39 protein-coding genes are annotated in these 21,468 nt (G+C 33.7%); all 39 read left to right on the top strand.

Annotated features, from left to right (window positions below; translation table 11 throughout):
• Positions 1 to 405: 405 nt before the first annotated feature.
• The 39 genes from rpsJ (at position 406) to cwlD (ending at position 21,465) form a co-directional block, all read left to right on the top strand.
• On the top strand, positions 406 to 714 hold the full coding sequence (rpsJ, locus tag PTZ02_RS17270) for a 30S ribosomal protein S10 (protein WP_022211980.1): 309 nt from the start codon (positions 406 to 408) through the stop codon (positions 712 to 714).
• Positions 715 to 810: 96 nt separating this feature from the next.
• On the top strand, positions 811 to 1,440 hold the full coding sequence (gene rplC, locus PTZ02_RS17265) for a 50S ribosomal protein L3 (RefSeq protein WP_238884306.1): 630 nt from the start codon (positions 811 to 813) through the stop codon (positions 1,438 to 1,440).
• Positions 1,441 to 1,464: 24 nt separating this feature from the next.
• Positions 1,465 to 2,085 (top strand): 50S ribosomal protein L4, encoded by a 621-nt coding sequence (gene rplD, locus PTZ02_RS17260; protein ID WP_274229009.1) that lies wholly within the window; start codon positions 1,465 to 1,467, stop codon positions 2,083 to 2,085.
• The gene (rplW, locus tag PTZ02_RS17255) at positions 2,085 to 2,384 is read left to right on the top strand and encodes a 50S ribosomal protein L23 (protein WP_202769375.1); all 300 of its coding nucleotides are present in this window, start codon (positions 2,085 to 2,087) and stop codon (positions 2,382 to 2,384) included. Before rplD ends, rplW begins: the two co-directional genes overlap by 1 nt.
• A gap of 55 nt (positions 2,385 to 2,439) precedes the next feature.
• Complete coding sequence (rplB, locus tag PTZ02_RS17250) at positions 2,440 to 3,273, top strand: 50S ribosomal protein L2 (protein WP_274229008.1); 834 nt, start codon at positions 2,440 to 2,442, stop codon at positions 3,271 to 3,273.
• Positions 3,274 to 3,340: 67 nt separating this feature from the next.
• A complete protein-coding gene (gene rpsS, locus PTZ02_RS17245; RefSeq protein WP_202769373.1) occupies positions 3,341 to 3,622 on the top strand; it encodes a 30S ribosomal protein S19 in 282 nt (93 codons plus the stop codon).
• Between the two features lie 25 nt (positions 3,623 to 3,647).
• Entirely contained in the window at positions 3,648 to 3,992 is a 345-nt protein-coding gene (gene rplV / locus PTZ02_RS17240; RefSeq protein WP_202769372.1) for a 50S ribosomal protein L22, read from the top strand.
• 18 nt (positions 3,993 to 4,010) lie between these two features.
• Complete coding sequence (gene rpsC, locus PTZ02_RS17235; RefSeq protein ID WP_274229007.1) at positions 4,011 to 4,682, top strand: 30S ribosomal protein S3; 672 nt, start codon at positions 4,011 to 4,013, stop codon at positions 4,680 to 4,682.
• Between the two features lie 20 nt (positions 4,683 to 4,702).
• Positions 4,703 to 5,137: a 50S ribosomal protein L16 gene (rplP, locus tag PTZ02_RS17230; RefSeq protein WP_202769370.1), complete on the top strand. Its 435-nt coding sequence runs from the start codon at positions 4,703 to 4,705 to the stop codon at positions 5,135 to 5,137.
• The gene (rpmC, locus tag PTZ02_RS17225) at positions 5,137 to 5,349 is read left to right on the top strand and encodes a 50S ribosomal protein L29 (RefSeq protein WP_202769369.1); all 213 of its coding nucleotides are present in this window, start codon (positions 5,137 to 5,139) and stop codon (positions 5,347 to 5,349) included. The genes rplP and rpmC overlap by 1 nt, the downstream gene beginning before the upstream one ends.
• Positions 5,350 to 5,378: 29 nt before the next feature.
• Positions 5,379 to 5,633, top strand: a complete 255-nt coding sequence (rpsQ, locus tag PTZ02_RS17220) for a 30S ribosomal protein S17 (RefSeq protein ID WP_202769368.1) — start codon at positions 5,379 to 5,381, stop codon at positions 5,631 to 5,633.
• A 30-nt stretch (positions 5,634 to 5,663) separates the two neighbouring features.
• Positions 5,664 to 6,032, top strand: a complete 369-nt coding sequence (rplN, locus tag PTZ02_RS17215; RefSeq protein WP_202769367.1) for a 50S ribosomal protein L14 — start codon at positions 5,664 to 5,666, stop codon at positions 6,030 to 6,032.
• Positions 6,033 to 6,052: 20 nt separating this feature from the next.
• Entirely contained in the window at positions 6,053 to 6,367 is a 315-nt protein-coding gene (gene rplX, locus PTZ02_RS17210; protein WP_238884307.1) for a 50S ribosomal protein L24, read from the top strand.
• Between the two features lie 20 nt (positions 6,368 to 6,387).
• Entirely contained in the window at positions 6,388 to 6,930 is a 543-nt protein-coding gene (rplE, locus tag PTZ02_RS17205; protein ID WP_202769365.1) for a 50S ribosomal protein L5, read from the top strand.
• Between the two features lie 15 nt (positions 6,931 to 6,945).
• Positions 6,946 to 7,131: a type Z 30S ribosomal protein S14 gene (locus tag PTZ02_RS17200; protein ID WP_202769364.1), complete on the top strand. Its 186-nt coding sequence runs from the start codon at positions 6,946 to 6,948 to the stop codon at positions 7,129 to 7,131.
• 32 nt (positions 7,132 to 7,163) lie between these two features.
• Positions 7,164 to 7,562, top strand: coding sequence for a 30S ribosomal protein S8 (rpsH, locus tag PTZ02_RS17195; RefSeq protein ID WP_202769363.1), 399 nt, complete (start codon positions 7,164 to 7,166; stop codon positions 7,560 to 7,562).
• A 76-nt stretch (positions 7,563 to 7,638) separates the two neighbouring features.
• On the top strand, positions 7,639 to 8,181 hold the full coding sequence (gene rplF / locus PTZ02_RS17190) for a 50S ribosomal protein L6 (RefSeq protein WP_274229006.1): 543 nt from the start codon (positions 7,639 to 7,641) through the stop codon (positions 8,179 to 8,181).
• 19 nt (positions 8,182 to 8,200) lie between these two features.
• Positions 8,201 to 8,560 (top strand): 50S ribosomal protein L18, encoded by a 360-nt coding sequence (gene rplR / locus PTZ02_RS17185; protein WP_274229005.1) that lies wholly within the window; start codon positions 8,201 to 8,203, stop codon positions 8,558 to 8,560.
• Positions 8,561 to 8,579: 19 nt separating this feature from the next.
• On the top strand, positions 8,580 to 9,077 hold the full coding sequence (gene rpsE / locus PTZ02_RS17180) for a 30S ribosomal protein S5 (protein WP_238884308.1): 498 nt from the start codon (positions 8,580 to 8,582) through the stop codon (positions 9,075 to 9,077).
• 13 nt (positions 9,078 to 9,090) lie between these two features.
• Positions 9,091 to 9,270, top strand: a complete 180-nt coding sequence (gene rpmD, locus PTZ02_RS17175) for a 50S ribosomal protein L30 (RefSeq protein ID WP_274229004.1) — start codon at positions 9,091 to 9,093, stop codon at positions 9,268 to 9,270.
• A gap of 21 nt (positions 9,271 to 9,291) precedes the next feature.
• Entirely contained in the window at positions 9,292 to 9,732 is a 441-nt protein-coding gene (rplO, locus tag PTZ02_RS17170; protein ID WP_274229003.1) for a 50S ribosomal protein L15, read from the top strand.
• A gap of 2 nt (positions 9,733 to 9,734) precedes the next feature.
• Entirely contained in the window at positions 9,735 to 11,015 is a 1,281-nt protein-coding gene (gene secY, locus PTZ02_RS17165; protein ID WP_274229002.1) for a preprotein translocase subunit SecY, read from the top strand.
• 26 nt (positions 11,016 to 11,041) lie between these two features.
• Positions 11,042 to 11,689: an adenylate kinase gene (locus PTZ02_RS17160; RefSeq protein ID WP_274229001.1), complete on the top strand. Its 648-nt coding sequence runs from the start codon at positions 11,042 to 11,044 to the stop codon at positions 11,687 to 11,689.
• 2 nt (positions 11,690 to 11,691) lie between these two features.
• On the top strand, positions 11,692 to 12,441 hold the full coding sequence (gene map / locus PTZ02_RS17155) for a type I methionyl aminopeptidase (protein WP_274229000.1): 750 nt from the start codon (positions 11,692 to 11,694) through the stop codon (positions 12,439 to 12,441).
• Positions 12,442 to 12,527: 86 nt separating this feature from the next.
• The gene (locus PTZ02_RS17150) at positions 12,528 to 12,809 is read left to right on the top strand and encodes a hypothetical protein (RefSeq protein ID WP_274228999.1); all 282 of its coding nucleotides are present in this window, start codon (positions 12,528 to 12,530) and stop codon (positions 12,807 to 12,809) included.
• 7 nt (positions 12,810 to 12,816) lie between these two features.
• Positions 12,817 to 13,035 (top strand): translation initiation factor IF-1, encoded by a 219-nt coding sequence (gene infA, locus PTZ02_RS17145; protein WP_202769353.1) that lies wholly within the window; start codon positions 12,817 to 12,819, stop codon positions 13,033 to 13,035.
• A gap of 70 nt (positions 13,036 to 13,105) precedes the next feature.
• Entirely contained in the window at positions 13,106 to 13,219 is a 114-nt protein-coding gene (gene rpmJ / locus PTZ02_RS17140) for a 50S ribosomal protein L36 (protein ID WP_025434559.1), read from the top strand.
• A 209-nt stretch (positions 13,220 to 13,428) separates the two neighbouring features.
• Entirely contained in the window at positions 13,429 to 13,794 is a 366-nt protein-coding gene (rpsM, locus tag PTZ02_RS17135) for a 30S ribosomal protein S13 (RefSeq protein ID WP_202769352.1), read from the top strand.
• A 15-nt stretch (positions 13,795 to 13,809) separates the two neighbouring features.
• Positions 13,810 to 14,205, top strand: a complete 396-nt coding sequence (gene rpsK / locus PTZ02_RS17130; protein ID WP_202769351.1) for a 30S ribosomal protein S11 — start codon at positions 13,810 to 13,812, stop codon at positions 14,203 to 14,205.
• Positions 14,206 to 14,231: 26 nt separating this feature from the next.
• On the top strand, positions 14,232 to 14,852 hold the full coding sequence (gene rpsD, locus PTZ02_RS17125) for a 30S ribosomal protein S4 (protein WP_274228998.1): 621 nt from the start codon (positions 14,232 to 14,234) through the stop codon (positions 14,850 to 14,852).
• A 102-nt stretch (positions 14,853 to 14,954) separates the two neighbouring features.
• The gene (locus PTZ02_RS17120) at positions 14,955 to 15,902 is read left to right on the top strand and encodes a DNA-directed RNA polymerase subunit alpha (RefSeq protein ID WP_202769349.1); all 948 of its coding nucleotides are present in this window, start codon (positions 14,955 to 14,957) and stop codon (positions 15,900 to 15,902) included.
• A 12-nt stretch (positions 15,903 to 15,914) separates the two neighbouring features.
• On the top strand, positions 15,915 to 16,256 hold the full coding sequence (gene rplQ, locus PTZ02_RS17115) for a 50S ribosomal protein L17 (protein ID WP_202769348.1): 342 nt from the start codon (positions 15,915 to 15,917) through the stop codon (positions 16,254 to 16,256).
• 151 nt (positions 16,257 to 16,407) lie between these two features.
• Positions 16,408 to 17,253 (top strand): energy-coupling factor transporter ATPase, encoded by an 846-nt coding sequence (locus PTZ02_RS17110; protein ID WP_274228997.1) that lies wholly within the window; start codon positions 16,408 to 16,410, stop codon positions 17,251 to 17,253.
• Positions 17,238 to 18,092, top strand: coding sequence for an energy-coupling factor transporter ATPase (locus PTZ02_RS17105; RefSeq protein ID WP_274228996.1), 855 nt, complete (start codon positions 17,238 to 17,240; stop codon positions 18,090 to 18,092). The genes PTZ02_RS17110 and PTZ02_RS17105 overlap by 16 nt, the downstream gene beginning before the upstream one ends.
• A 19-nt stretch (positions 18,093 to 18,111) precedes the next feature.
• Positions 18,112 to 18,921 carry an energy-coupling factor transporter transmembrane component T family protein gene (locus tag PTZ02_RS17100; protein WP_274228995.1) on the top strand — a complete coding sequence of 270 codons (810 nt, stop codon included), beginning with the start codon at positions 18,112 to 18,114 and terminating at the stop codon, positions 18,919 to 18,921.
• 10 nt (positions 18,922 to 18,931) lie between these two features.
• A complete protein-coding gene (truA, locus tag PTZ02_RS17095) occupies positions 18,932 to 19,666 on the top strand; it encodes a tRNA pseudouridine(38-40) synthase TruA (RefSeq protein ID WP_274228994.1) in 735 nt (244 codons plus the stop codon).
• A 158-nt stretch (positions 19,667 to 19,824) separates the two neighbouring features.
• A complete protein-coding gene (gene rplM / locus PTZ02_RS17090; RefSeq protein ID WP_202769343.1) occupies positions 19,825 to 20,259 on the top strand; it encodes a 50S ribosomal protein L13 in 435 nt (144 codons plus the stop codon).
• Between the two features lie 26 nt (positions 20,260 to 20,285).
• The gene (gene rpsI, locus PTZ02_RS17085) at positions 20,286 to 20,678 is read left to right on the top strand and encodes a 30S ribosomal protein S9 (protein ID WP_274228993.1); all 393 of its coding nucleotides are present in this window, start codon (positions 20,286 to 20,288) and stop codon (positions 20,676 to 20,678) included.
• Positions 20,679 to 20,793: 115 nt separating this feature from the next.
• Positions 20,794 to 21,465, top strand: coding sequence for an N-acetylmuramoyl-L-alanine amidase CwlD (gene cwlD, locus PTZ02_RS17080; protein WP_274228992.1), 672 nt, complete (start codon positions 20,794 to 20,796; stop codon positions 21,463 to 21,465).
• Positions 21,466 to 21,468: the final 3 nt, after the last annotated feature.

Genomic DNA, 21,468 nt, shown 5'->3' with positions numbered 1-21,468 from the left:
TGGAAGAACTGTAGGTTCTGGAGTTGTTACTACTATAGTTAAATAGTTTCAACTAAGATATATTTAAGAAGTAGCAAGGGTTACCTTGTTACTTCTTTTTTATTTACATTTTAGGGTAAGATATAATATAATTGTAGAGAATGTAGAAATAGTTAAAAAAAATGAAAAATACACTAAAAAAATTATTGCTTAGTGAAATCTTATATAGTATAATAAAGAAGTTGCATAGCATACAGCGATGATGCGAGAGGTTGCCGGACTTCCGGGTAATTCTTGTTGAGCACGTTTGGATCTAGAATTCAACGACAGTGATGTCTTTTGTGTTTGAAAGGTGGATACACCCGGAGCAGTTTACATTACTGGTGTGCGTTAGAAGTAAAGCGTACATGAAAAGGAGGGAACAAAATGTCAAAACAAAAAATCAGAATCAGACTAAAAGCATTTGATCACACAATATTAGATCAATCAGCTGAGAAGATAGTTGAAACTGCAAAGTCAACAGGAGCAAAGGTGGCAGGACCAATTCCACTACCTACTGAAAAAGACGTAGTTACAATATTAAGAGCTGTTCACAAGTACAAAGATTCTAGAGAACAGTTCGAAATAAGAACTCACAAAAGATTGATTGATATAGTTAATCCATCACCAAAAACTGTTGATGCATTAATGAGATTAAATCTTCCAGCAGGTGTTGATATTGAAATCAAATTATAATATCAAGCTATGTAGGACAAAAAATGCGTAGTTTAATTAAGAAACTGTTATGATTACCATGAAGTAATCCGCTAATATGTTTAGGAGGTGTAGTAAATGAAAAAAGCAATTATCGGAAAGAAGATAGGAATGACTCAAATTTTCGATGCTAATGGAAAAGTAGTTCCAGTTACAGTTGTAGAAGCAGGTCCATGTGTAGTTGTTCAAAAAAAGACTACAGAAAAAGATGGATATGAAGCACTACAAGTTGGATTTGGAGATATAAGAGAAAAGTTAGTTAATAAGCCAAGAAAAGGACACTTCGCAAAAGCTAACGTTGCTCTTAAGAGAACTTTAAAAGAGTTCAAATTAGAAAACGCTAGTGAATATGAAGTTGGCCAAGAAATTAAGGTTGACATATTCGAAGTTGGAGAAAAAGTAGATGTATCAGGAGTTTCTAAAGGTAAGGGATTCCAAGGTACTATTAAGAGATGGAATGCAAGTAGAGGACCAATGTCCCACGGTTCTAAGTTCCACAGAGCAGTTGGTTCTATGGGAGCATCTTCAGATCCATCAAGAACTTTCAAAAACAAGAGAATGCCAGGACATATGGGAGCTGTTAATACAACAGTATTAAATTTAGAAGTAGTTAAGATAATGCCTGAAAAGAACTTGCTATTAATAAAGGGTGGTATCCCTGGTCCAAATAAAGGAACAGTTGTTATAAGAAACGCTGTTAAAGCTTAATTTCGGTAGAAAGGAGGAAACAGGATGCCTACAGTAGGATTATTTAATAAAGAAGGTCAAAAAGTTGGAGATTTTCAACTAAATGAAAATGTGTTCGGAGTTGAAGTTAATCAATATGCAATGCACCAAGTTGTTGTTGCATTATTAGCGAATAAAAGACAAGGAACTCAATCAGCTAAAACAAGAGCTGAAGTAAGAGGAGGCGGAATTAAGCCTTGGAGACAAAAAGGAACTGGTAGAGCAAGACAAGGTTCTATAAGAGCACCACAATGGATACATGGTGGTATAGTTTTTGCACCAAAGCCAAGAGACTACAGAGTTTCAGTTCCAAAAACAATGAGAAGAGTTGCTATAAAATCAGCTCTATCAAGTAAAGTTGTTGATAACCAATTATTAGTTTTAGAAGATTTAGCTTTTGAAGCTCCAAAGACTAAAACTATGGTTAACTTATTAAATGCATTAGATGCAAAGAAAACTCTAATAGTTACAGCAGAATCTAATGAAAATGTATATAAATCAGCTAGAAATATTCAAGGCGTGTCAGTTATTCCAGTTAATAACATAAACGTTTATGATATATTAAAGTTTGAAAAATTAGTTATCACTAAGGATGCTGTATCTAAAATTGAGGAGGTGTACGCATAATGAAATTAACTAGCCATGATATAATAAGAAAGCCAATCATTACTGAAAAGAGTATGGCAGAAATGGCAGATAGAAAATACACCTTCATAGTTCATCCAACAGCAAACAAAGTTCAAATAAAGAGAGCTATTGAAGAAGTTTTCGGCGTTAAAGTTGAAGATGTTAAAACTATGAACGTTGAAGGAAAAACAAAGAGAGTTGGCGTTCACATTGGTAAAAGAGCTGACTTCAAGAAAGCTATAGTAAAACTTGCAGCTGACAGTAAAGGAATTGAATTCTTTGAAGGAATGATGCAATAATAAAGCGTATTATTGGCTGTATGCCAGAGAAGCTAGAGTAAGGAGGGAAATTTAGATGGCAGTTAAAAAGTTTAATCCTACTACCCCATCAAGAAGAGAAATGACAATGCCAACATTTGAAGAAATCACTACAAATGTTCCTGAAAAATCACTTCTTGTTTCTTTAAGTAAGACTGGTGGTAGAAATGCACAAGGAAAAATAACTGTAAGACATCACGGTGGTGGTGCTAAAAGAAAATATAGAATTATAGATTTCAAAAGAAATAAAGATGGTGTTCCAGCAAAAGTTGCTACAATTGAGTATGATCCAAATAGATCAGCTTATATATCATTAGTAGTATATGCGGATGGAGATAAGAGATACATAATCACTCCAGTTGGTTTAAAAGTTGGTGATGTTATAGTATCTGGACCAGAAGCTGATATTAAGCCTGGTAATACACTTCCTTTGAAGAACATTCCAGTAGGTACAATTGTTCATAATGTTGAACTACAAATTGGTAAAGGTGCTCAATTAGTAAGAGCTGCTGGTTCTTCAGCACAATTAATGGCTAAAGAAGGAAACTATGCTACATTAAGATTACCTTCAGGTGAAATGAGATATGTTAGAATAGAATGCAGAGCTACTATAGGAACTGTTTCTAACTTAACAAATGACATTGTTAACCTTGGTAAAGCAGGTAGAAAGAGACACATGGGTTGGAGACCAACTGTAAGAGGATCTGTAATGAATCCTAATGACCATCCACACGGTGGTGGTGAAGGTAGATCTCCAGTAGGTAGACCAAGTCCAGTTACTCCATGGGGTAAACCAGCACTTGGATACAAAACTAGAAAACACAAGAAGTACTCAGATAGATTTATCATCAAGAGAAGAAACAGCAAGTAATTTGAAGAGAATATTTAATTCTCTTCATTGCTTGGAAGCATAAAGGTTTATGAAGGGAGGATTTCAAGTGAGTAGATCAATTAAAAAAGGACCTTTTATTCATGCAGGTCTTTTAAAGAAGATAGAAGAAATGAATACTAATGGTGAGAAGAAAGTTGTTAAGACTTGGTCAAGAAGCTCAACTATATTCCCACAAATGATCGGTCACACTATCGCTGTTCATGATGGAAGAAAGCATGTTCCAGTATATGTTAGTGAAGATATGGTAGGTCATAAATTAGGAGAATTCGCTTTAACTAGAACTTATAAAGGACACGTTGACACTGAAAAGTCATCAAAGAGAAAGTAGTTGCCTGGAAAGGAGGATCACATCAATGGAAGCTAAAAATGCTAAAGCAATAGCTAAGTATGTAAGAATGTCACCTATGAAAGTAGGAATAGTTCTTAATTTAATAAGTGGAAAAAATGTTAATGAAGCTTTCGCAATATTACAATATACTCCAAAGGAAGCAGCAGTTGTTGTTAATAAAGTACTTAAATCAGCAGTTGCTAATGCTGAAAACAACATGGAATTAGATGTAAATAAATTATATGTTGCAGAGGCTCATGTAGGTCAAGGACCAACATTAAAGAGATTTAGACCACATGCTCAAGGTAGAGCATTCAGAATAAACAAAAAAACAAGCCATATAACTGTAGTAGTTAAAGAAAGAGCTTAGTAGAAGGAGGGAAATACAGTGGGTCAAAAAGTACATCCTCACGGACTTAGAGTTGGTGTTATCAAAGGTTGGGATGCAAAATGGTACGCAAACAAAAAAGATTTTGCAGATAATCTTGTTGAAGATAATCAAATCAGAGAATTCGTTAAAAAGGAATTATTCTCAGCTGGTATCTCAAAAATCGAAATTGAGAGATATACTAACAGAGTAAAATTGAACATTTTCACTGCTAAGCCAGGTGTCGTAATCGGCAGAGGCGGATCAGGAATTGAGGCTTTAAAGAAGAAATTAGAAGCATTCATAAAAGAAAAAAATGTTTTAATAAACATTGTTGAAGTTAAAAATGCAGAAGCAGACGCTCAATTAATGGCTGAAAACATAGCAGCTCAATTAGAAAAGAGAATATCTTTCAGAAGAGCTATGAAACAAACAATTCAAAGAGCTATGAAATCAGGAGTTAAAGGTGTTAAGACTGCATGTTCAGGTAGACTAGGTGGAGCAGAAATCGCTAGAACTGAACAATATCATGAAGGAACAATCCCACTACAAACATTAAGAGCTGATATTAATTATGGATTTGCTGAAGCAGATACAACATATGGAAAGATCGGCGTAAAAGTATGGGTATATAATGGAGAAGTTCTTCCAACTAAAAAAGTACTTGAAGTGAAGGAAGAAGTTAACGCGTAATAAGAAAGGAGGAATACGTCATGTTAATGCCTAAAAGAGTAAAACATCGTAAGGTACAACGTGGTAGAATGAAAGGTAAAGCTACTAGAGGTAATTTCCTTGCATACGGAGATTTTGGTATTCAAGCAACAGCTTGCGGATGGATTACAAGCAACCAAATTGAGTCTGCCAGAATAGCAATTAATAGATACATTAGAAGAGGTGGAAAACTTTGGATAAAGATTTTCCCAGATAAGCCGGTAACTGAAAAACCTGCTGAAACAAGAATGGGTTCCGGTAAAGGATCACCAGAATATTGGGTAGCAGTAGTTAAACCAGGCAGAGTATTGTTCGAACTTTCAGGAGTTCAAGAAGAAGTAGCTAGAGAAGCAATGAGACTTGCTCAGCACAAACTTCCTATAAAGACAAAGTTCGTTACAAGAAGAGATTTTGAGGAAATGGGTGGTGAAGAATAATGAAGGCTAAAGAGTTAATAGAGTTAAGATCAAGCAATCCTCAAGATTTAAAAGATAAGTTAAATGACCTTAAGGCTGAATTATTCAACTTAAGATTCCAATTAGCTACAGGACAATTAGAAAACCCAATGAGGATAAGAGAAGTTAAAAAATCAATCGCCCAAATTAAAACAATCATCAGAGAAGAAGAACTTAAGGCAATTGAGCAATAATTTCGCAAGGCTGAAAGGAGGTAAGCTCAGTGGAAAGAGGATTAAGAAAGAAGAGAATCGGCAGAGTTGTTTCTGATAAAATGGATAAAACAATTGTTGTAGCTGTTGAAACAAAGGTTAGACACCCACTTTATGGAAAGACAGTAAACAGAACTACAAAATTTAAGGCTCATGATGAAAATAATGAAGCTAAAATAAATGATAGAGTATTAATTATGGAAACTAGACCATTATCTAAGGATAAGAATTGGAGACTAGTTGAAATAGTAGAAAAGGCGAAGTAATCTTTTTTAAGACGAAAGGAGGTTAATTACATGATACAACAACAAACCTTACTAAAAGTTGGAGACAATTCTGGTGCTAAAGAAATAATGTGTATTAGAGTATTAGGTGGATCCAAAAGAAAGTATGGAAACATTGGAGATATAATCGTTGCTTCAGTAAAAAGTGCAACACCTGGCGGAGTTGTTAAAAAAGGTGACGTTGTAAAAGCAGTTATAGTTAGATCTAAAAGAGGTTTAAGAAGAGGCGACGGATCATATATAAAATTCGATGAAAATGCAGCAGTTATAATAAAAGACGATAAGCAACCAAGAGGAACTCGTATCTTCGGACCAGTTGCAAGGGAGCTAAGAGATAAAGAATTTAACAAAATATTATCATTAGCACCTGAAGTTCTATAAGAGAGTAGGAGGTGGCTAAGGTGAAGGTACATGTAAGAAAGAACGATACAGTTATAGTTGTATCAGGAACTGATATGGGTAAGACTGGAGAAGTCTTAAAAGTAATTCCTAAGAGCGGAAAAGTTATCGTAAAAGGAGTTAACATAGTAAGTAAACACCAAAAACCAAATAGAGAAAATATGAACGGCGGTATAGTACAAAAAGAAGCTCCATTATATAGCTCAAAAGTTATGCTATACTGCACAAAATGTAAGAGTGCAACAAGAATATCCAATAAACTTCTTGATGATGGTACTAAAGTAAGAGTATGTAAGAAGTGTGGAGAGACATTCTAATCTGAAAGGAGGTTCTTTTAATGATACCTAGACTACAAGAAAAATATGAAAAAGAAGTAGTTCAAGCGATGATTGAAAAGTTCGGTTATAAAAATATAATGGAAGTACCAAAGCTTGAAAAAATAGTTATAAATATGGGAGTTGGAGAGGCTAAAGAAAACCAAAAGGTTTTAGAGTCAGCTGTTAGTGATTTAACATTAATATCAGGACAAAAGCCAATCTTAACAAGAGCAAAGAAATCAGTTGCAAACTTTAAAATAAGAGAAAACATGCCTTTAGGATGTAAGGTTACATTAAGAAGAGCAAAAATGTATGAGTTTGCTGACAAATTAATGTCAATAGCTCTTCCAAGAGTAAGAGACTTCAGAGGTGTTTCAGCTAATGCATTTGATGGTAGAGGAAACTATGCTCTAGGAGTTAAAGAACAGTTAATATTCCCAGAAATTGAGTATGATAAAATCGATAAAGTGAGAGGAATGGATATAATCTTCGTAACAACAGCTAACACTGACGAAGAAGCAAGAGAATTATTAAGATTTCTTGGTATGCCATTCGCTCAATAATAAGGAGGGGATATCATGGCACGTAAAGCAATAATAGAAAAGTGGAATAAAGAACCTAAGTATAAAACAAGAGCATATACTAGATGCAGAATATGTGGAAGACCACATGCGGTGCTAAGAAAGTTTGGTATCTGCAGAATTTGTTTTAGAGAACTTGCTTACAAGGGTCAAATTCCTGGATGCAAAAAGGCAAGCTGGTAATAATCTAATGTAGCGAAAGGAGGCACAATTCAATGGTTATGACAGATCCAATTGCAGATTTGCTAACTCGTATTAGAAATGCAAACTCTGTAAGACATGAAACAGTAGAGGTTCCTTCTTCTAATGTAAAGAAGGCTTTAACTAATATATTATTACAAGAAGGTTATATTAAACAAATTGAAGAGTATAACGATGGTGTAGTTCCTATGTTAAGAATCACTCTTAAATATGGTGCTAACAAAGAAAGAGTAATCACTGGACTTAAGAGAATATCTAAACCAGGATTAAGAGTTTACTGTAAAAAAGATGAAGTACCAAAAGTACTTAACGGATTAGGAGTTGCAGTAATATCAACTTCAAAAGGAATAGTAGTAGATAGAGAAGCTAGAAGCCAAGGATTAGGTGGAGAAGTTATCTGCTACGTATGGTAATTTCTAAAATTGAGATTGACTAGAATTAAGTTTTTATAGAGAATTGTTCTTAAAATGGAATACAGGAGGTGCGATTATGTCAAGAGTAGGTAGATTACCAATAGCTATTCCTGCAGGAGCAACTATTACTGTAACACCAGACAACGTTGTTACAGTAAAAGGTCCTAAAGGTGAGCTAGTAAAAGCTATGCACAAGGACATAAAAATAGCAGTTGAAAACAACGAAGTTGTTGTAACTAGACCAAGTGATCAAAAAAATCACAGAGCTCTTCACGGTTTGACAAGAGCCCTTATTAATAACATGGTTATTGGAGTAACTCAAGGTTTCTCAAAAACTCTAGAATTAATAGGTGTTGGTTATAGAGCACAATTACAAGGTAAAAAGTTAGTAATGAATCTTGGATATTCTCATCCAGTAGAAGTTGAAGCTGTTGAAGGTGTAGACTTTAAGTTAGATGGAACAACTAAAGTAATAGTTGAAGGAATAGACAAAGAAAAAGTTGGTGCAGTTGCAGCTGATATAAGATCATGGAGAGAACCAGAACCATATAAAGGTAAAGGTATTAAGTACTCTAATGAAGTTATCAGACGTAAGGAAGGTAAAACTGGTAAGAAATAATAGGAAGGAGTGAACCCTTATGTTCAAGAAGGTAGACAGAAAACAAGCTAAAACTAAACGTCACCTAAGAGTCCGTAAGAAAATATCTGGAACTCCTGAAAGACCAAGATTATGTGTTTTCAGAAGTGATAAGAATATATATGCTCAAATTATAGATGATGTTAATGCTGTAACTCTTGTTGCTGCTTCAAGTTTAGATAAGGAATTCAATGGAACTGGAAGCAACAAAGAAGCAGCTAGAATAGTTGGTACTTCAGTTGCTAAAAAGGCTATTGAAAAAGGAATAACTGAAGTGGTATTTGACAGAGGTGGATACATATACCACGGAAGAGTTCAAGAATTAGCTGAAGGTGCAAGAGAAGCAGGCCTTAAATTCTAAAAAACAAGGAGGGAAATAAATGAGAATCGATCCTAGCACACTAGACCTTAAAGAAAAGGTTGTTTTCATAAACAGAGTAACTAAGGTTGTTAAGGGTGGTAGAAACTTCAGATTCAGCGCACTAGTAGTTGTCGGTGACGAAAACGGACACGTAGGCGTAGGAATGGGTAAGTCAGTAGAAATCCCTGAAGCAATCAGAAAAGGAATAGAAGACGCAAAGAAAAATTTAGTTAGCGTTGCTATGGTTGGAACAACAGTTCCACATGAAATATACGGAAAATTCGGTACTGGTAAAGTATTAATAATGCCAGCTACAGAAGGTACAGGAGTTATTGCTGGAGGTCCAGCAAGAGCTGTACTTGAATTAGCAGGATTAAAAGATGTTAGAGCTAAATCATTAGGTTCTAACAATCCAAGAAACATGGTTAACGCTACAATCAACGGATTAGCAAGCTTAAGAACAGCAGAAGATATTGCTAAATTAAGAGGAAAATCTGTTGAAGAGATTCTAGGTTAGGAGGGATTGTGCGATGGCTAAGGTAAAAGTTACACTAGTTAAGAGCTTAATAGGTAGAAAGAAAGACCATATTGCTACTGCAAATGCCCTTGGACTAAAAAAAATCGGTAAAACTGTAGAGCATGAAAGTACACCTCAAATCAGAGGTATGATAAACAAAGTAGACTACTTATTAAAAGTTGAAGAAGTTTAAAAATAAGGAGGTGTAAGTAGCATGAAACTTCATGAGTTAAAGCCAGCTGAAGGAAGCAAGAAAGCACCTAAGAGAATCGGTAGAGGTACTGGATCAGGATTAGGAAGAAACGCTGGTAAAGGTGAAAAAGGACAAAACGCTAGATCTGGTGGTGGAGTAAGACCTGGATTTGAAGGGGGCCAAATGCCACTATACAGAAGACTTCCTAAGAGAGGGTTCACCAATATATTTGCTAAAGAATATGTTTCAATAAACGTTGATAGATTAAATATATTTGAGAATGGAACTGAAGTAACTCCAGAATTATTACTTGAAACAAGAGTAATAAGCAAATTAAGAGACGGAGTTAAAATATTAGGAAATGGACAATTAGAAAAGAACCTAACTGTAAAAGGATGTAAATTCTCTAAGACTGCAATAGAGAAGATAGAAGCAGCTGGAGGAAAAGTTGAGGTGATTTAATTATGCTATCAACCCTACGTAATGCCTGGAAGGTTCCGGATTTGAGAAAAAGATTATTATGGACAGTATTTATTGTAGCAATTTACAGGTTAGGAAGTCATATTCCTGTACCTGGAATTGATACAGACTATCTAAAGAACTTGACTCAAAACGGAAATAGTTTGTGGAGCTTTTATGATTTGATGTCTGGTGGTGCGTTAAGTAGATTTAGTATCTTGGCACTTGGAGTTGTTCCATATATCAATTCATCAATCATAATGCAACTACTTACTATAGCAATTCCCCCATTAGAACAATTATCTAAAGAGGGAGAAGAAGGTCGTAAAAAAATTCAAAAAATAACTAGATATGCATCAATAGGTTTTGGACTTATTACAGCATATGGTACTTTGGCACTTATGAATCAGCAAGGTGGTATTAAAGATTCTAGTTATGCTCTTATATATCAGATTATATTAACACTTACAGTTGGATCAGTATTCTGTATGTGGTTAGGTGATCAGATAACAGTTAAGGGTATCGGAAACGGAATATCTCTTATAATTTTCATAAACATTGTATCAAGAGTACCAAGCACAGTAGCATCATTAGGAAGATTACAACAAACAGAACAAGTTGACCCGGTTCAAGTAATATTACTTGTAATATTTATTTTAGCATTATTGGCAGGTGTAATTTATCTATCACTAGCTGAAAGAAGAGTTACAGTTCAATATGCAGGTAAAGCAGTGGGTAACAAAATGTACAAAGGACAATCAACTCATATACCATTAAGTTTAATAGGATCAGCTGTTATAGCAATAATATTTGCTATGTCAGTAATGCAATTCCCACAAACTGTTGCACAATTATTCCCTAATAAGGAGTGGGCAAAGTGGATAATGAGTAGTTCATATAGTGTATTTAATAGTAAGACTTGGATGTATGCAGTAGTTTATGCTTTACTTACCATATTCTTTACTTGGTTCTATACTCAAGTAACATTTAAGCCAGATGAAATGGCTGAAAATATGAATAAGTCAGCTGGATTTGTTCCAGGTATAAGACCAGGAAAACCTACAGAAAAGTATCTAGAAAGAATGCTAACTAGGGTATCTTTATTTGGTGGATTATTTGCGGCATTTTTAGTAATAGTACCTATAGTAATTGAAAATAATACACAATTTAAAGGGATTGCGTTCGGACCTACTTCAATATTAATTTTAGTTGGTGTAGCGTTAGATGTAATGAGAACCTTAGAATCACAGTTGGTAGTAAGACATTACCAAGGATTTTTAAAATAGAGCAAAACAGGATGGAGATGATGCCGGTGAAAATTGTATTATTTGGTCCTCCTGGTGCAGGAAAAGGGACACAGGCAAAGTCAATTAGTAATAGATACTCCATACCACACATTTCAACTGGAGATATTTTCAGAAAAAACATTTCTGAAAACACTCCATTGGGTGTTGAAGCGAAGAAATATATTGACAAAGGTCAATTAGTTCCAGATGAAGTAACTATTAATATGGTTAAAGATAGATTGCAAGAAGAAGATTGCCAAAATGGTTATCTGTTAGATGGATTCCCAAGGACAGTATTTCAAGCTGAATCACTTCATGACTTCTTACAAGATAGAAATGAAGTATTAGATACAGCACTACTAATTCAAGTTCCAGGAGAATTTATTTTAGAAAGAATGACAGGAAGAAGAGTTTGTCCATCTTGTGGAGCAAGTTACCACATAAAGTTCAATCCACCTTTAGAAAAAGGTAAATGTGATGTTTGTGGTTCGGATGTTATCCAAAGAAAAGATGATAGTGAAGAAACTGTTCAAGAAAGATTAACTGTTTATGAAAACCAAACTCAACCACTTATAGAATTCTATAAGAAAGAGGGATTACTTGAGGTTGTAGATGGTACACAAGCAATTAATGAGGTCTTTGAAAGCATCTGTGATATATTAGGAAGTGAGTAAGAATGATTATTTTAAAAAATGATAATGAAATCAACCTAATGAGAAATGCAGGACACTTATTGGCAGAGACATTAAATTTAATTGAAACTAAAATAAAACCTGGTATTACTACTGAGGAATTAGATAAAATTGCAGAAGAATTTATAACTAAGCATGGAGCAAAACCTTCCTTTAAAGGATTATATGGTTTTCCAGCTTCACTCTGTATATCTGTTAATGAGCAAGTAGTTCATGGAATACCAGGAAGCACAAAGTTAATAGAAGGAGATATCGTAAGCATTGATTGCGGTGTTCTCTTAGATGGATTCCACAGTGATGCAGCAAGAACTTTTCCAGTAGGAAACGTATCTGAAACTGCTGAAAGACTAATTGAAGTTACCGAAAAAAGTTTTTTCAAGGGAATTGAAAAGGCAATTGTAGATAATAGATTAACAGACATCTCATACGAAATTCAAAAGTATGTAGAAGATGCAGGGTTTTCAGTAGTAAGAGATTATGTAGGACATGGAATAGGAAAAAGTGTTCATGAGGATCCTGATGTTCCTAATTTCGGAAGACCTGGAAGAGGTCCAAAATTATCATCAGGAATGGTATTAGCAATAGAACCAATGGTCAACGTTGGAACTTGGAGAGTTAAAACCTTAAACGATGATTGGACTGTAGTGACAGCTGATGGGAAGTATTCAGCTCATTATGAAAATACTGTTGCTATTTTACCTAATGGTCCCGAGATACTAACACTAATTAAATAGTTAAGTGTTGCTTAGTTATAGATTCACACTTGCCACAAAATGGCTTGTAGATTTATTACTAAGGTAATCATTGAGGTGAAACAAGTTTGCAGAATAACGACTTAGTTGGCAGATTAGTATTTTCCAAAGCAGGTAGAGATAAGGATAAACCTTATATAGTAGTTAGAGTTTTAGATGATAACTATGTTTCCCTTGCTAATGGAAGTACAAAATTAAGTGAAATGCCTAAAAAGAAGAAACTAAAACACTTAAATCTTACAGATATACTCGATAAAACGTTAGAGAAAGAAATTATATCTAAAGATAAGAGTTTAGATTTAAAGATTAAAAGATTTATAAAGCTTCAAGGCATTGATAAGGAGGTTTGATTACCTTATGTCAAAAGATGATGTAATTGAAATGCAAGGGGTAGTTCTAGAATCATTACCTAATGCTATGTTCCAAGTAGAATTGGAAAGTGGGCATAAAATCCTTGCTCACATTTCAGGAAAGTTAAGAATGAACTTCATAAGAATTCTTCCAGGAGATAAGGTTACAGTTGAATTATCTCAATATGATCTTACAAGAGGCAGAATTACTTGGAGAGCAAAATAAAATTAAACAACTTAAATGTTAGCGGAAAAGCATTGATTTTCCTGCTCATAAATAATAAGGAGGGTTAGCGATGAAAGTCAGACCATCAGTTAAGCCTATTTGCGAAAAGTGCAAAATTATAAAAAGAAAAGGTAGAGTAATGGTTATTTGCGAAAACCCAAAGCACAAGCAAAAACAAGGCTAATATAAATAAGTTTATTAAAAAAATAGTGGAATGGAAGGTATTTATTATTGACTTTTTTTCCATTCTAAAATATCATTATATAGTCAATTAATTAGCATAAATGAATTTTAGGAGCGGCTGACAGAGGTTAAAATACCAATGACCTGAAATTTTATTTATATATTTACCACATGAAAAGGGAATTTAATTACCAGGAGGTGTAAGTTTTAATGGCTAGAATAGCTGGTGTTGACCTACCAAGAGAAAAAAGAGTTGAGATAGGTCTAACTTATATATACGGAATAGGTTTATCCACTTCTCAAAAGATATTAGCAGAAACTGGAATAAACCCAGACACAAGAGTAAAAGACTTAAATGAAGACGAAGTAAATGCTATAAGAAATATCATAAAGGATAGAGTTGTTGAGGGAGATTTAAGAAGAGAAATCGCTCTTAACATCAAAAGACTAGTTGAAATTGGTTGCTACAGAGGAATTAGACATAGAAAAGGTCTTCCTGTAAGAGGACAAAAAACTAAAACTAATGCAAGAACTAGAAAAGGTCCAAAGAAAACTATTGCTAACAAGAAAAAATAGTAAGGAGGGAAGACAATGGTAGCAGCAAAAGTTAAGAAAACAAGAAGAAGAAAAGAAAGAAAGAATGTTGAACACGGAGCAGCTCACATTAAGTCAACTTTCAACAATTCTATAGTAACTTTAACTGATGCAGCAGGTAATGCTTTATCATGGTCATCAGCTGGAGCGTTAGGATTTAGAGGCTCAAGAAAGAGTACTCCATTTGCAGCTCAAATGGCGGCTGAAACTGCAGCTAAATCTGCTATGGAACACGGATTAAAGAGTGTTGAGGTTTACGTTAAAGGACCTGGATCAGGTAGAGAAGCTGCTATAAGAAGTTTACAAGCTGCTGGTTTAGAAGTAACTCTAATTAAGGATGTTACTCCAATACCACACAACGGTTGTAGACCACCAAAAAGAAGAAGAGTGTAGTACAAACGTCATAGGAGGTGTAATTAATGGCAAGATATACTGGATCTGCATGTAGATTATGTAGAAGAGAAGGTGCAAAACTATTCCTTAAAGGGGATAGATGCTATACAGATAAATGTGCTTTCGTTAGAAGAAGTTATGCGCCAGGACAACATGGAGCTAGCAGAAAGAAACTTTCTAACTATGGAACACAATTAAGAGAAAAGCAAAAAGCTAAGAGAATTTACGGAGTACTTGAAAAACAATTCAGAAAGTACTACGAAAAAGCTGAAAGAATGAGAGGAATAACAGGTGAAAACCTACTTATGTTACTAGAAATGAGACTAGATAACGTAGCTTTCAGACTAGGTTACGGTTCTTCAAGAGCTGAAGCTAGACAATTAGTTACTCATGGACATTTCTTAGTAAATGGTAAGAAGGTAGATATTGCTTCTTACAGAGTAAGCGTAAATGATGTTATTTCTGTATCAGAAAAAAGCAGAGCAACAGAAAAATTCAAAGTTTTTGCAGAAAATCCAAAGACTTTACCAAAGTGGTTAGCTGCTAATACTGAAAACTTTGAAGGTAAAGTAGTTGCTGTACCAGCAAGAGAAGACATTGACATCAATGTTAATGAAACTCTTATCGTTGAGTTATACAGTAAGTAATAATATGCTATTTGCAACTGGAGGATATTTCTCCATTGCAAATGTTGAATCAGTTGCCCTCATAATAAGGTTGCCATATTTAATTGAAGGAGGGTTTTGCGCATGTTAGAAATAGAAAAGCCAATTATTGAATGTATTGAACAAAGTGAAGATGGAACTTATGGTAAGTTCGTAGTTGAACCATTAGAAAGAGGATATGGAATTACACTAGGTAATGCACTTAGAAGAATTCTTTTATCATCTTTACCAGGAGTTGCAACTACATCTGTGAAGATTGATGGAGTACTACACGAATTCTCTACAGTTACTGGTGTTAAAGAAGATGTTACTGAATTAATTCTTAACATTAAAGGTCTTGCACTAAGAATGAGTGGAGAAGGTCCAAAGGTTATATATATAGATGCCAAAGGTCCAGGAGTAGTAACAGCAGGAGACATTAAAACTGACGGAGATGTTGAGGTAGTAAATAAGGATTTACATATTGCTACTTTAGATGATGAAGGCAGACTTTATATGGAACTTACTGTTAATAGAGGTAGAGGATATGTTACACAAAACAAAAACAAATCTGACTCATTACCACTAAGTGCTATTGCTGTAGATTCAATTTATACTCCTGTTAAAAGAGTAAACTTTACTGTTGAAAATACAAGAGTAGGTCAAATTACAGATTATGATAAGTTAACATTAGAAATTTGGACTAATGGTACAATTAAAATTGATGAAGCTATAAGTCTATCAGCTAAAATACTGATAGAACACTTCAAACTTTTCATGTCATTAACTGATAATACTAGTGATATGGAAATAATGATTGAAAAAGAAGAAGATAAGAAGGAAAAGGTTCTTGAGATGACTATCGAGGAACTAGACCTTTCTGTTAGATCATATAACTGTTTAAAGAGAGCAGGTATAAACACTGTTCAAGAACTTGCACAAAGATCCATGGATGATATGATGAAAGTAAGAAACTTAGGTAAAAAATCACTTGAAGAGGTTGAAAGAAAACTTAAGGAACTAGGCTTAGGATTAAGACTAAGCGATGAGTAAGGAGGTATAGTCATGCCAGGTTATCGTAAATTAGGTCGTCCAACAGACCAAAGAAGAGCTATGTTAAGAAACCTTGTTACAAGCTTCTTAAAGCATGGCAAAATTGAAACTACTGACACTAGAGCGAAAGAAGCAAGAAGCCTTGCTGAAAATATGATTACTCTAGCAAAAAGAGGAGATCTTCACGCTAGAAGACAAGTTTTATCTTTCGTAACTGAAGAAGATGTAGTTAAGAAATTATTTGAAGAAATCGCTCCTAAATACGCTGAACGTAAAGGTGGATACACTAGAATGTTCAAAGTTGGTCCAAGAAGAGGAGACGGTGCTGAATTAGTTATACTTGAATTAGTATAATATAAAGGGGATTAAGTGATAACTTAGTCCCCATTTTACTATACAAAAGATTAATCTAGTAACTGTTATAAAATATATAAGGAATTGGTAAAGCTATAGAATTATTTAACTGTATCTTTTATAATAGTTATTAAAGAAAGGGAGAGTCATGATGGAAAAAAATATTGTAAAATGCGAAAATCTTAGTTTTAAATATCTCTCTCATGAAAATGGAGAAGAGTATTATGCCTTAAAAGGTGTAGATTTAGAGGTTAAAAAAGGTGAATTTTTAGTAGTTTTAGGACATAATGGTTCAGGAAAATCAACTATAGCAAAGCACATAAACGCGTTGCTAATACCTTCAGACGGAACTGTATATGTAAATGGTCTGGATACTAAAAATGAACAAAATATATGGGATGTAAGAAAAACAGCAGGAATGGTATTCCAAAATCCTGATAATCAAATGGTAGCTACTATTGTAGAAGAGGATGTTGCATTTGGACCAGAAAATCTTGGAGTTGAACCAAGTGAGATTAGAAGAAGAGTAGATGAAAGCCTTAATAAGGTTGGTATGTATGAATATAGAAGGCATGCACCACATCTATTATCAGGTGGCCAAAAACAAAGAATTGCAATAGCAGGTATACTTGCTATGCAACCAGAATGTATTATACTTGATGAGCCAACAGCTATGTTAGACCCTTCAGGAAGAAAAGAAGTAATTAGAACCATAAAAGAGATAAATAAAAATCTAGGAATAACTATTATTTTAATTACTCATTACATGGATGAAGCAGTTGAAGGTGATAGAGTAGTTGTAATGGAACAAGGAAATATTGTATTACAAGGAAAACCTAGAGAGGTATTTTCAAAAGTAAAAGAAATGAAAGAGATTGGCTTGGATGTACCACAAGTGACTGAATTAGCATTTGAATTACAAAAATCAGGGATAGAAATAGGTACAGAAATATTAAATGTGGATGAGATGGTGAATGCATTATGTCAATTAAAGTAAGTAATTTAACTCATATATATATGCCTAAAAGTCCTTTTGAGAAAATTGCATTAAATAATGTTTCATTAGAAATAAATCAAGGAGAATTTGTAGCATTAATTGGACATACGGGGTCAGGTAAATCTACATTAATTCAGCATTTAAATGGATTGTTACAAGCAACTTCTGGTGAAATAGTTATAGATGATAAAAATATAACTGAAAAAGGTGCAAAGCTTACAGATATAAGAAAAAAGGTAGGGTTAGTGTTTCAATATCCAGAGTATCAATTGTTTGAGGAAACAATTGCGAAAGATATTGCTTTTGGTCCAAGTAATTTGGGACTAAGTGAGGAAGAAATATCTCACAGGGTTAGAAGAGCTATGGAAATGGTTGGTCTAGACTATGAAATATATAAGGAAAAGTCGCCATTTGAACTAAGTGGAGGGCAGAAAAGAAGAGTTGCTATAGCAGGGGTTGTAGCAATGGAACCTAAGGTGCTAATTCTTGACGAACCTACAGCAGGTTTAGATCCAAAGGGTAGAGATGAAATATTAGAGCAAATAGTAAAGTTACATGATGAATATGGTATGACGATTATTCTTGTTTCACATAGCATGGAAGACGTCGCAAAAGTTGCTGAAAGAGTAATTGTAATGAATGGTGGAGAAATAATTCTTGATGGATCTCCTAAGAATGTTTTTAAGGAAATTGATACATTAGAGAATGTAGGATTAGCTGTACCACAAGTTACATATTTAGTTAAAGAATTAAAGAGTAAGGGTTTTGAACTTGGAGATGATATATTTACAATTAGTCAAGCAAAAGAAGCCTTATTAAAGATATTAAAAAGAGATTAGTGAAAGGAGCGAGTAGAATATGATTAAAGATATAACTATAGGACAATATGTACCAGGGGACTCATTCATACATAAACTTGATCCTAGAACTAAAATATTAATATCTGTATTATTTATTGCATCATTATTTATAATAAATAAATTTGTAGGATATATTCTAATAGTTGCATTTATTGCAGCAGCTATTGTTAATTCAAAGATATCACCAAGTTTTTATTTTAAAGGGCTTAGACCAGTTATAACATTAATAGTTATTACGGCGCTTCTTAATGTATTTATGATAAAAGGTACATCAGACACTTTAATATGGGGATGGAAGTTCTTGAATATATATGAAGAGGGAATACAAGTGGCAGTATTTATGACCTTAAGGCTCATATCCCTAATTATAGGTACATCTATACTAACATTAACTACATCACCTATTGAGTTAACAGACGCATTAGAGAGATTATTGAAACCATTAAAGGTAGTGGGGATTAGCTCTCATGAAATAGCTATGATGATGACAATTGCGTTAAGATTTATTCCTACTCTTATAGATGAGACAGACAAAATAATGAAAGCACAAAAGGCAAGGGGTGCTGATTTTGATGGAGGAAATATATTTGCAAAGGCTAAAAGTTTAATTCCATTATTGGTACCATTATTTATTAGCTCATTTAGAAGAGCTGATGAACTTGCAAATGCAATGGAAGCTAGATGCTATAGAGGTGGGAATGGAAGAACAAGAATGAAGCAATTAAAATATGAAAGTAGAGATGCTGTAGCATTCTTTATAATAGCTATATTAATAGCCTTTAGTTTTTATGTAAGATTCAAGTTTTAGGTGACATTATATGAGAAATATAAAGCTTTTAATTGAGTATGATGGTACAGACTTCTATGGATGGCAAAAACAAAAAAGCGGAAGAACTGTATGTGGAACAATAGAAGAGGCTATTAAAAAGCTTGTTAATGAAGAAGTGGAGTTAATTGGGTGTAGCAGAACTGATTCAGGGGTTCATGCTAAGGGATTTGTTGCATCTTTTAAAACAAATAGTAAAATCCCAAGCGAAAAATTTAGGGAAGCTATAAACCAAAAGCTGCCTGAGGATATAGTTATTTTAGAATCTGAGGAAGTCCTAGAAGATTTTCACCCAAGATATCAAGCTAAAGGGAAAACTTATTGTTATACAATTATAAATAGAAGAACACCTAAGGCAATAGGAAGAAATTATTCTTGCATAGTTAAAGAGAAATTAAATGTTGAAAAGATGCAGAAAGCATGTAAGTTTTTTGTAGGTACCCATGATTTTAAAGCATTTAAAACATCAGGAAGTTCTGTAAAGACGACTGTACGGACTATCTGGGATATTAAAATAGAAAAAAACTATGATGAAATAAAAATATATGTTTCTGGTGATGGTTTTTTATATAATATGGTTAGAATAATAGTAGGAACCCTTCTTCAAGTTGGAGAAGAAAAAATAAAACCAGAATATATAAAGGACATAATCGATGAAGGTGATAGAAATAAAGCAGGAAAGTGTATGCCAGCAATGGGACTATCACTTGAAAAAGTTTTTTATTAAAAATTTCAAATAAAAGTTGTAAATTTGTTGACACGCCCGTAAGCGTGTATTATAATGATATTTGTTGTTAAGATAGTTTGTGGATAAGATCCAGAAGCCCCGGATCTTGACATAAAGATGGAAATAGAAACTTAAAAAGTGTTCAGGGAGGGAAAATGATGAAATCATACATCGCTAAACCACAAGAGGTTGAAAGAAAATGGTATGTAGTTGATGCAGCTGGAAAGCCACTAGGAAGAGTTGCTAGCCAAGTTGCTACTATATTAAGAGGAAAAAACAAGCCAACATTCACACCAAATGTTGATTGTGGAGATTTTGTTATAATTATCAATGCAGAAAAGGTAGTTTTAACAGGAAAGAAATTAGATCAAAAGTTTATGAGAAAGCACAGTTTATATCCAGGTGGATTAAAAGAAACTCCTTACAGAGAAGTTTTAGATAAAAAACCTGAATTTGCTTTCGAAGAAGCAGTAAGAAGAATGCTTCCAAAGGGAGTATTAGGAAGACAAATGTTAAAGAAACTTAAGGTTTACAGAGGTGCAGAACATGATAATGCAGCTCAAAAACCAGAAGTACTAGAATTAAAGTACTAATACAGGCTCGGGAGGAGGAATAAAAAATGGCAAAAGTTCAATATTTAGGAACTGGAAGAAGAAAGAAATCTGTTGCAAGAGTTAGACTTGTACCTGGTGAAGGTAAAGTTATAATAAATAAGAGAGAAATAGAAAACTATTTTGGTTTAGAAACTTTAAGAGTTGTAGTTAACCAACCACTAGTTTTAACTGGAACTAAAGAAAGATTTGACGTTTTAGTAAATGTACATGGTGGTGGACTTACAGGTCAAGCAGGAGCTATAAGACACGGTATATCAAGAGCTTTATTAAAAGCTGATGAAGCACTTAAACCAGAATTAAAGAAAGCTGGCTTCTTAACAAGAGACCCAAGAATGAAGGAAAGAAAGAAATACGGTCTTAAGAAAGCAAGAAGAGCTCCACAATTCTCAAAGAGATAATATTTTCAACATACGAAGAGAGTCGAAAGACTCTCTTTTTTTCTATATTTTTCAGAGAATATAGTTAATTAAAAAAGAGAAAAATAAGCTTAAATTATAGTTTGGAGGTTAAAAGATGAAAAGAATAATATCTACATTCTTAATAATCATAAGCATATTTTTTACTAATATTAACCTAGAAAAAGTGGATGCTAAGAAGAAAAATGAAACTGTGATTTTAATTGACCCAGGACATGGGGGAATTGACGGAGGAGCAAAATCAAAAAACGGAACAAGTGAAAAGAATATCAATTTGAATATAAGTATTAAGCTTAAAGAGAGATTAGAGAAAGAGGGATATAAAGTTTTCTTAACTAGAGAAGATGATAAGGGGTTATATAGTGAAGAAACAAAAGGTAAGAAGAAAGTAGAAGATTTAAAGAAAAGATGTGCAATGAAGAAAGAAACAAATTGTGACATATTCATAAGTATTCATCAAAACATGTTTCCAAAGAGTGGAGTTAGCGGTGCACAAGTATGGCATGCTTCAAATGAGGAAAGTAAAAAATTAGCACTTATACTACAAGAATCACTAAAAAATACTCTTGATAAAAATAATAATAGAGTTCCAAAGGATGCTAAAGAGCAATATAGAATTTTAAGAGATAATTATCCTGGACCTAATGTTTTAGTAGAGTGTGGATTTTTATCGAATTCAAAAGAAGAAGAACTGTTAAAAGATGAAAAATATCAAGAGAAGATTTCAGATGCTTTAAAAGATGGAATTAATGAATATTATAAACAATAGAAA

The organism is Clostridium sp. 'White wine YQ' (assembly GCF_028728205.1).
GTDB lineage: Bacteria > Bacillota > Clostridia > Clostridiales > Clostridiaceae > Clostridium_T.
The sequence above is the reverse complement of the archived record's forward strand: the minus strand, read 5'-3'. Positions and strand labels throughout refer to the sequence as shown.

Coding starts and splice junctions, on each gene's coding strand:
- rpsI (WP_274228993.1), top strand. CDS start 20,286: ATGGCAAAAGTTCAATATTTAGGAACTGGAAGAAGAAAGAAATCTGTT.
- PTZ02_RS17110 (WP_274228997.1), top strand. CDS start 16,408: ATGGAAAAAAATATTGTAAAATGCGAAAATCTTAGTTTTAAATATCTC.
- rplE (WP_202769365.1), top strand. CDS start 6,388: ATGATACCTAGACTACAAGAAAAATATGAAAAAGAAGTAGTTCAAGCG.
- rpmD (WP_274229004.1), top strand. CDS start 9,091: ATGGCTAAGGTAAAAGTTACACTAGTTAAGAGCTTAATAGGTAGAAAG.
- rpsH (WP_202769363.1), top strand. CDS start 7,164: ATGGTTATGACAGATCCAATTGCAGATTTGCTAACTCGTATTAGAAAT.
- PTZ02_RS17100 (WP_274228995.1), top strand. CDS start 18,112: ATGATTAAAGATATAACTATAGGACAATATGTACCAGGGGACTCATTC.
- rplB (WP_274229008.1), top strand. CDS start 2,440: ATGGCAGTTAAAAAGTTTAATCCTACTACCCCATCAAGAAGAGAAATG.
- rpsM (WP_202769352.1), top strand. CDS start 13,429: ATGGCTAGAATAGCTGGTGTTGACCTACCAAGAGAAAAAAGAGTTGAG.
- rplR (WP_274229005.1), top strand. CDS start 8,201: ATGTTCAAGAAGGTAGACAGAAAACAAGCTAAAACTAAACGTCACCTA.
- secY (WP_274229002.1), top strand. CDS start 9,735: ATGCTATCAACCCTACGTAATGCCTGGAAGGTTCCGGATTTGAGAAAA.
- rplO (WP_274229003.1), top strand. CDS start 9,292: ATGAAACTTCATGAGTTAAAGCCAGCTGAAGGAAGCAAGAAAGCACCT.
- rplP (WP_202769370.1), top strand. CDS start 4,703: ATGTTAATGCCTAAAAGAGTAAAACATCGTAAGGTACAACGTGGTAGA.
- rplV (WP_202769372.1), top strand. CDS start 3,648: ATGGAAGCTAAAAATGCTAAAGCAATAGCTAAGTATGTAAGAATGTCA.
- map (WP_274229000.1), top strand. CDS start 11,692: ATGATTATTTTAAAAAATGATAATGAAATCAACCTAATGAGAAATGCA.
- rpmC (WP_202769369.1), top strand. CDS start 5,137: ATGAAGGCTAAAGAGTTAATAGAGTTAAGATCAAGCAATCCTCAAGAT.
- rpsJ (WP_022211980.1), top strand. CDS start 406: ATGTCAAAACAAAAAATCAGAATCAGACTAAAAGCATTTGATCACACA.
- rplF (WP_274229006.1), top strand. CDS start 7,639: ATGTCAAGAGTAGGTAGATTACCAATAGCTATTCCTGCAGGAGCAACT.
- rpsD (WP_274228998.1), top strand. CDS start 14,232: ATGGCAAGATATACTGGATCTGCATGTAGATTATGTAGAAGAGAAGGT.
- infA (WP_202769353.1), top strand. CDS start 12,817: ATGTCAAAAGATGATGTAATTGAAATGCAAGGGGTAGTTCTAGAATCA.
- rplW (WP_202769375.1), top strand. CDS start 2,085: ATGAAATTAACTAGCCATGATATAATAAGAAAGCCAATCATTACTGAA.
- rpmJ (WP_025434559.1), top strand. CDS start 13,106: ATGAAAGTCAGACCATCAGTTAAGCCTATTTGCGAAAAGTGCAAAATT.
- PTZ02_RS17105 (WP_274228996.1), top strand. CDS start 17,238: ATGTCAATTAAAGTAAGTAATTTAACTCATATATATATGCCTAAAAGT.
- rpsE (WP_238884308.1), top strand. CDS start 8,580: ATGAGAATCGATCCTAGCACACTAGACCTTAAAGAAAAGGTTGTTTTC.
- truA (WP_274228994.1), top strand. CDS start 18,932: ATGAGAAATATAAAGCTTTTAATTGAGTATGATGGTACAGACTTCTAT.
- cwlD (WP_274228992.1), top strand. CDS start 20,794: ATGAAAAGAATAATATCTACATTCTTAATAATCATAAGCATATTTTTT.
- PTZ02_RS17120 (WP_202769349.1), top strand. CDS start 14,955: ATGTTAGAAATAGAAAAGCCAATTATTGAATGTATTGAACAAAGTGAA.
- rplD (WP_274229009.1), top strand. CDS start 1,465: ATGCCTACAGTAGGATTATTTAATAAAGAAGGTCAAAAAGTTGGAGAT.
- rplQ (WP_202769348.1), top strand. CDS start 15,915: ATGCCAGGTTATCGTAAATTAGGTCGTCCAACAGACCAAAGAAGAGCT.
- rplN (WP_202769367.1), top strand. CDS start 5,664: ATGATACAACAACAAACCTTACTAAAAGTTGGAGACAATTCTGGTGCT.
- PTZ02_RS17200 (WP_202769364.1), top strand. CDS start 6,946: ATGGCACGTAAAGCAATAATAGAAAAGTGGAATAAAGAACCTAAGTAT.
- rplC (WP_238884306.1), top strand. CDS start 811: ATGAAAAAAGCAATTATCGGAAAGAAGATAGGAATGACTCAAATTTTC.
- rplM (WP_202769343.1), top strand. CDS start 19,825: ATGAAATCATACATCGCTAAACCACAAGAGGTTGAAAGAAAATGGTAT.
- rpsK (WP_202769351.1), top strand. CDS start 13,810: ATGGTAGCAGCAAAAGTTAAGAAAACAAGAAGAAGAAAAGAAAGAAAG.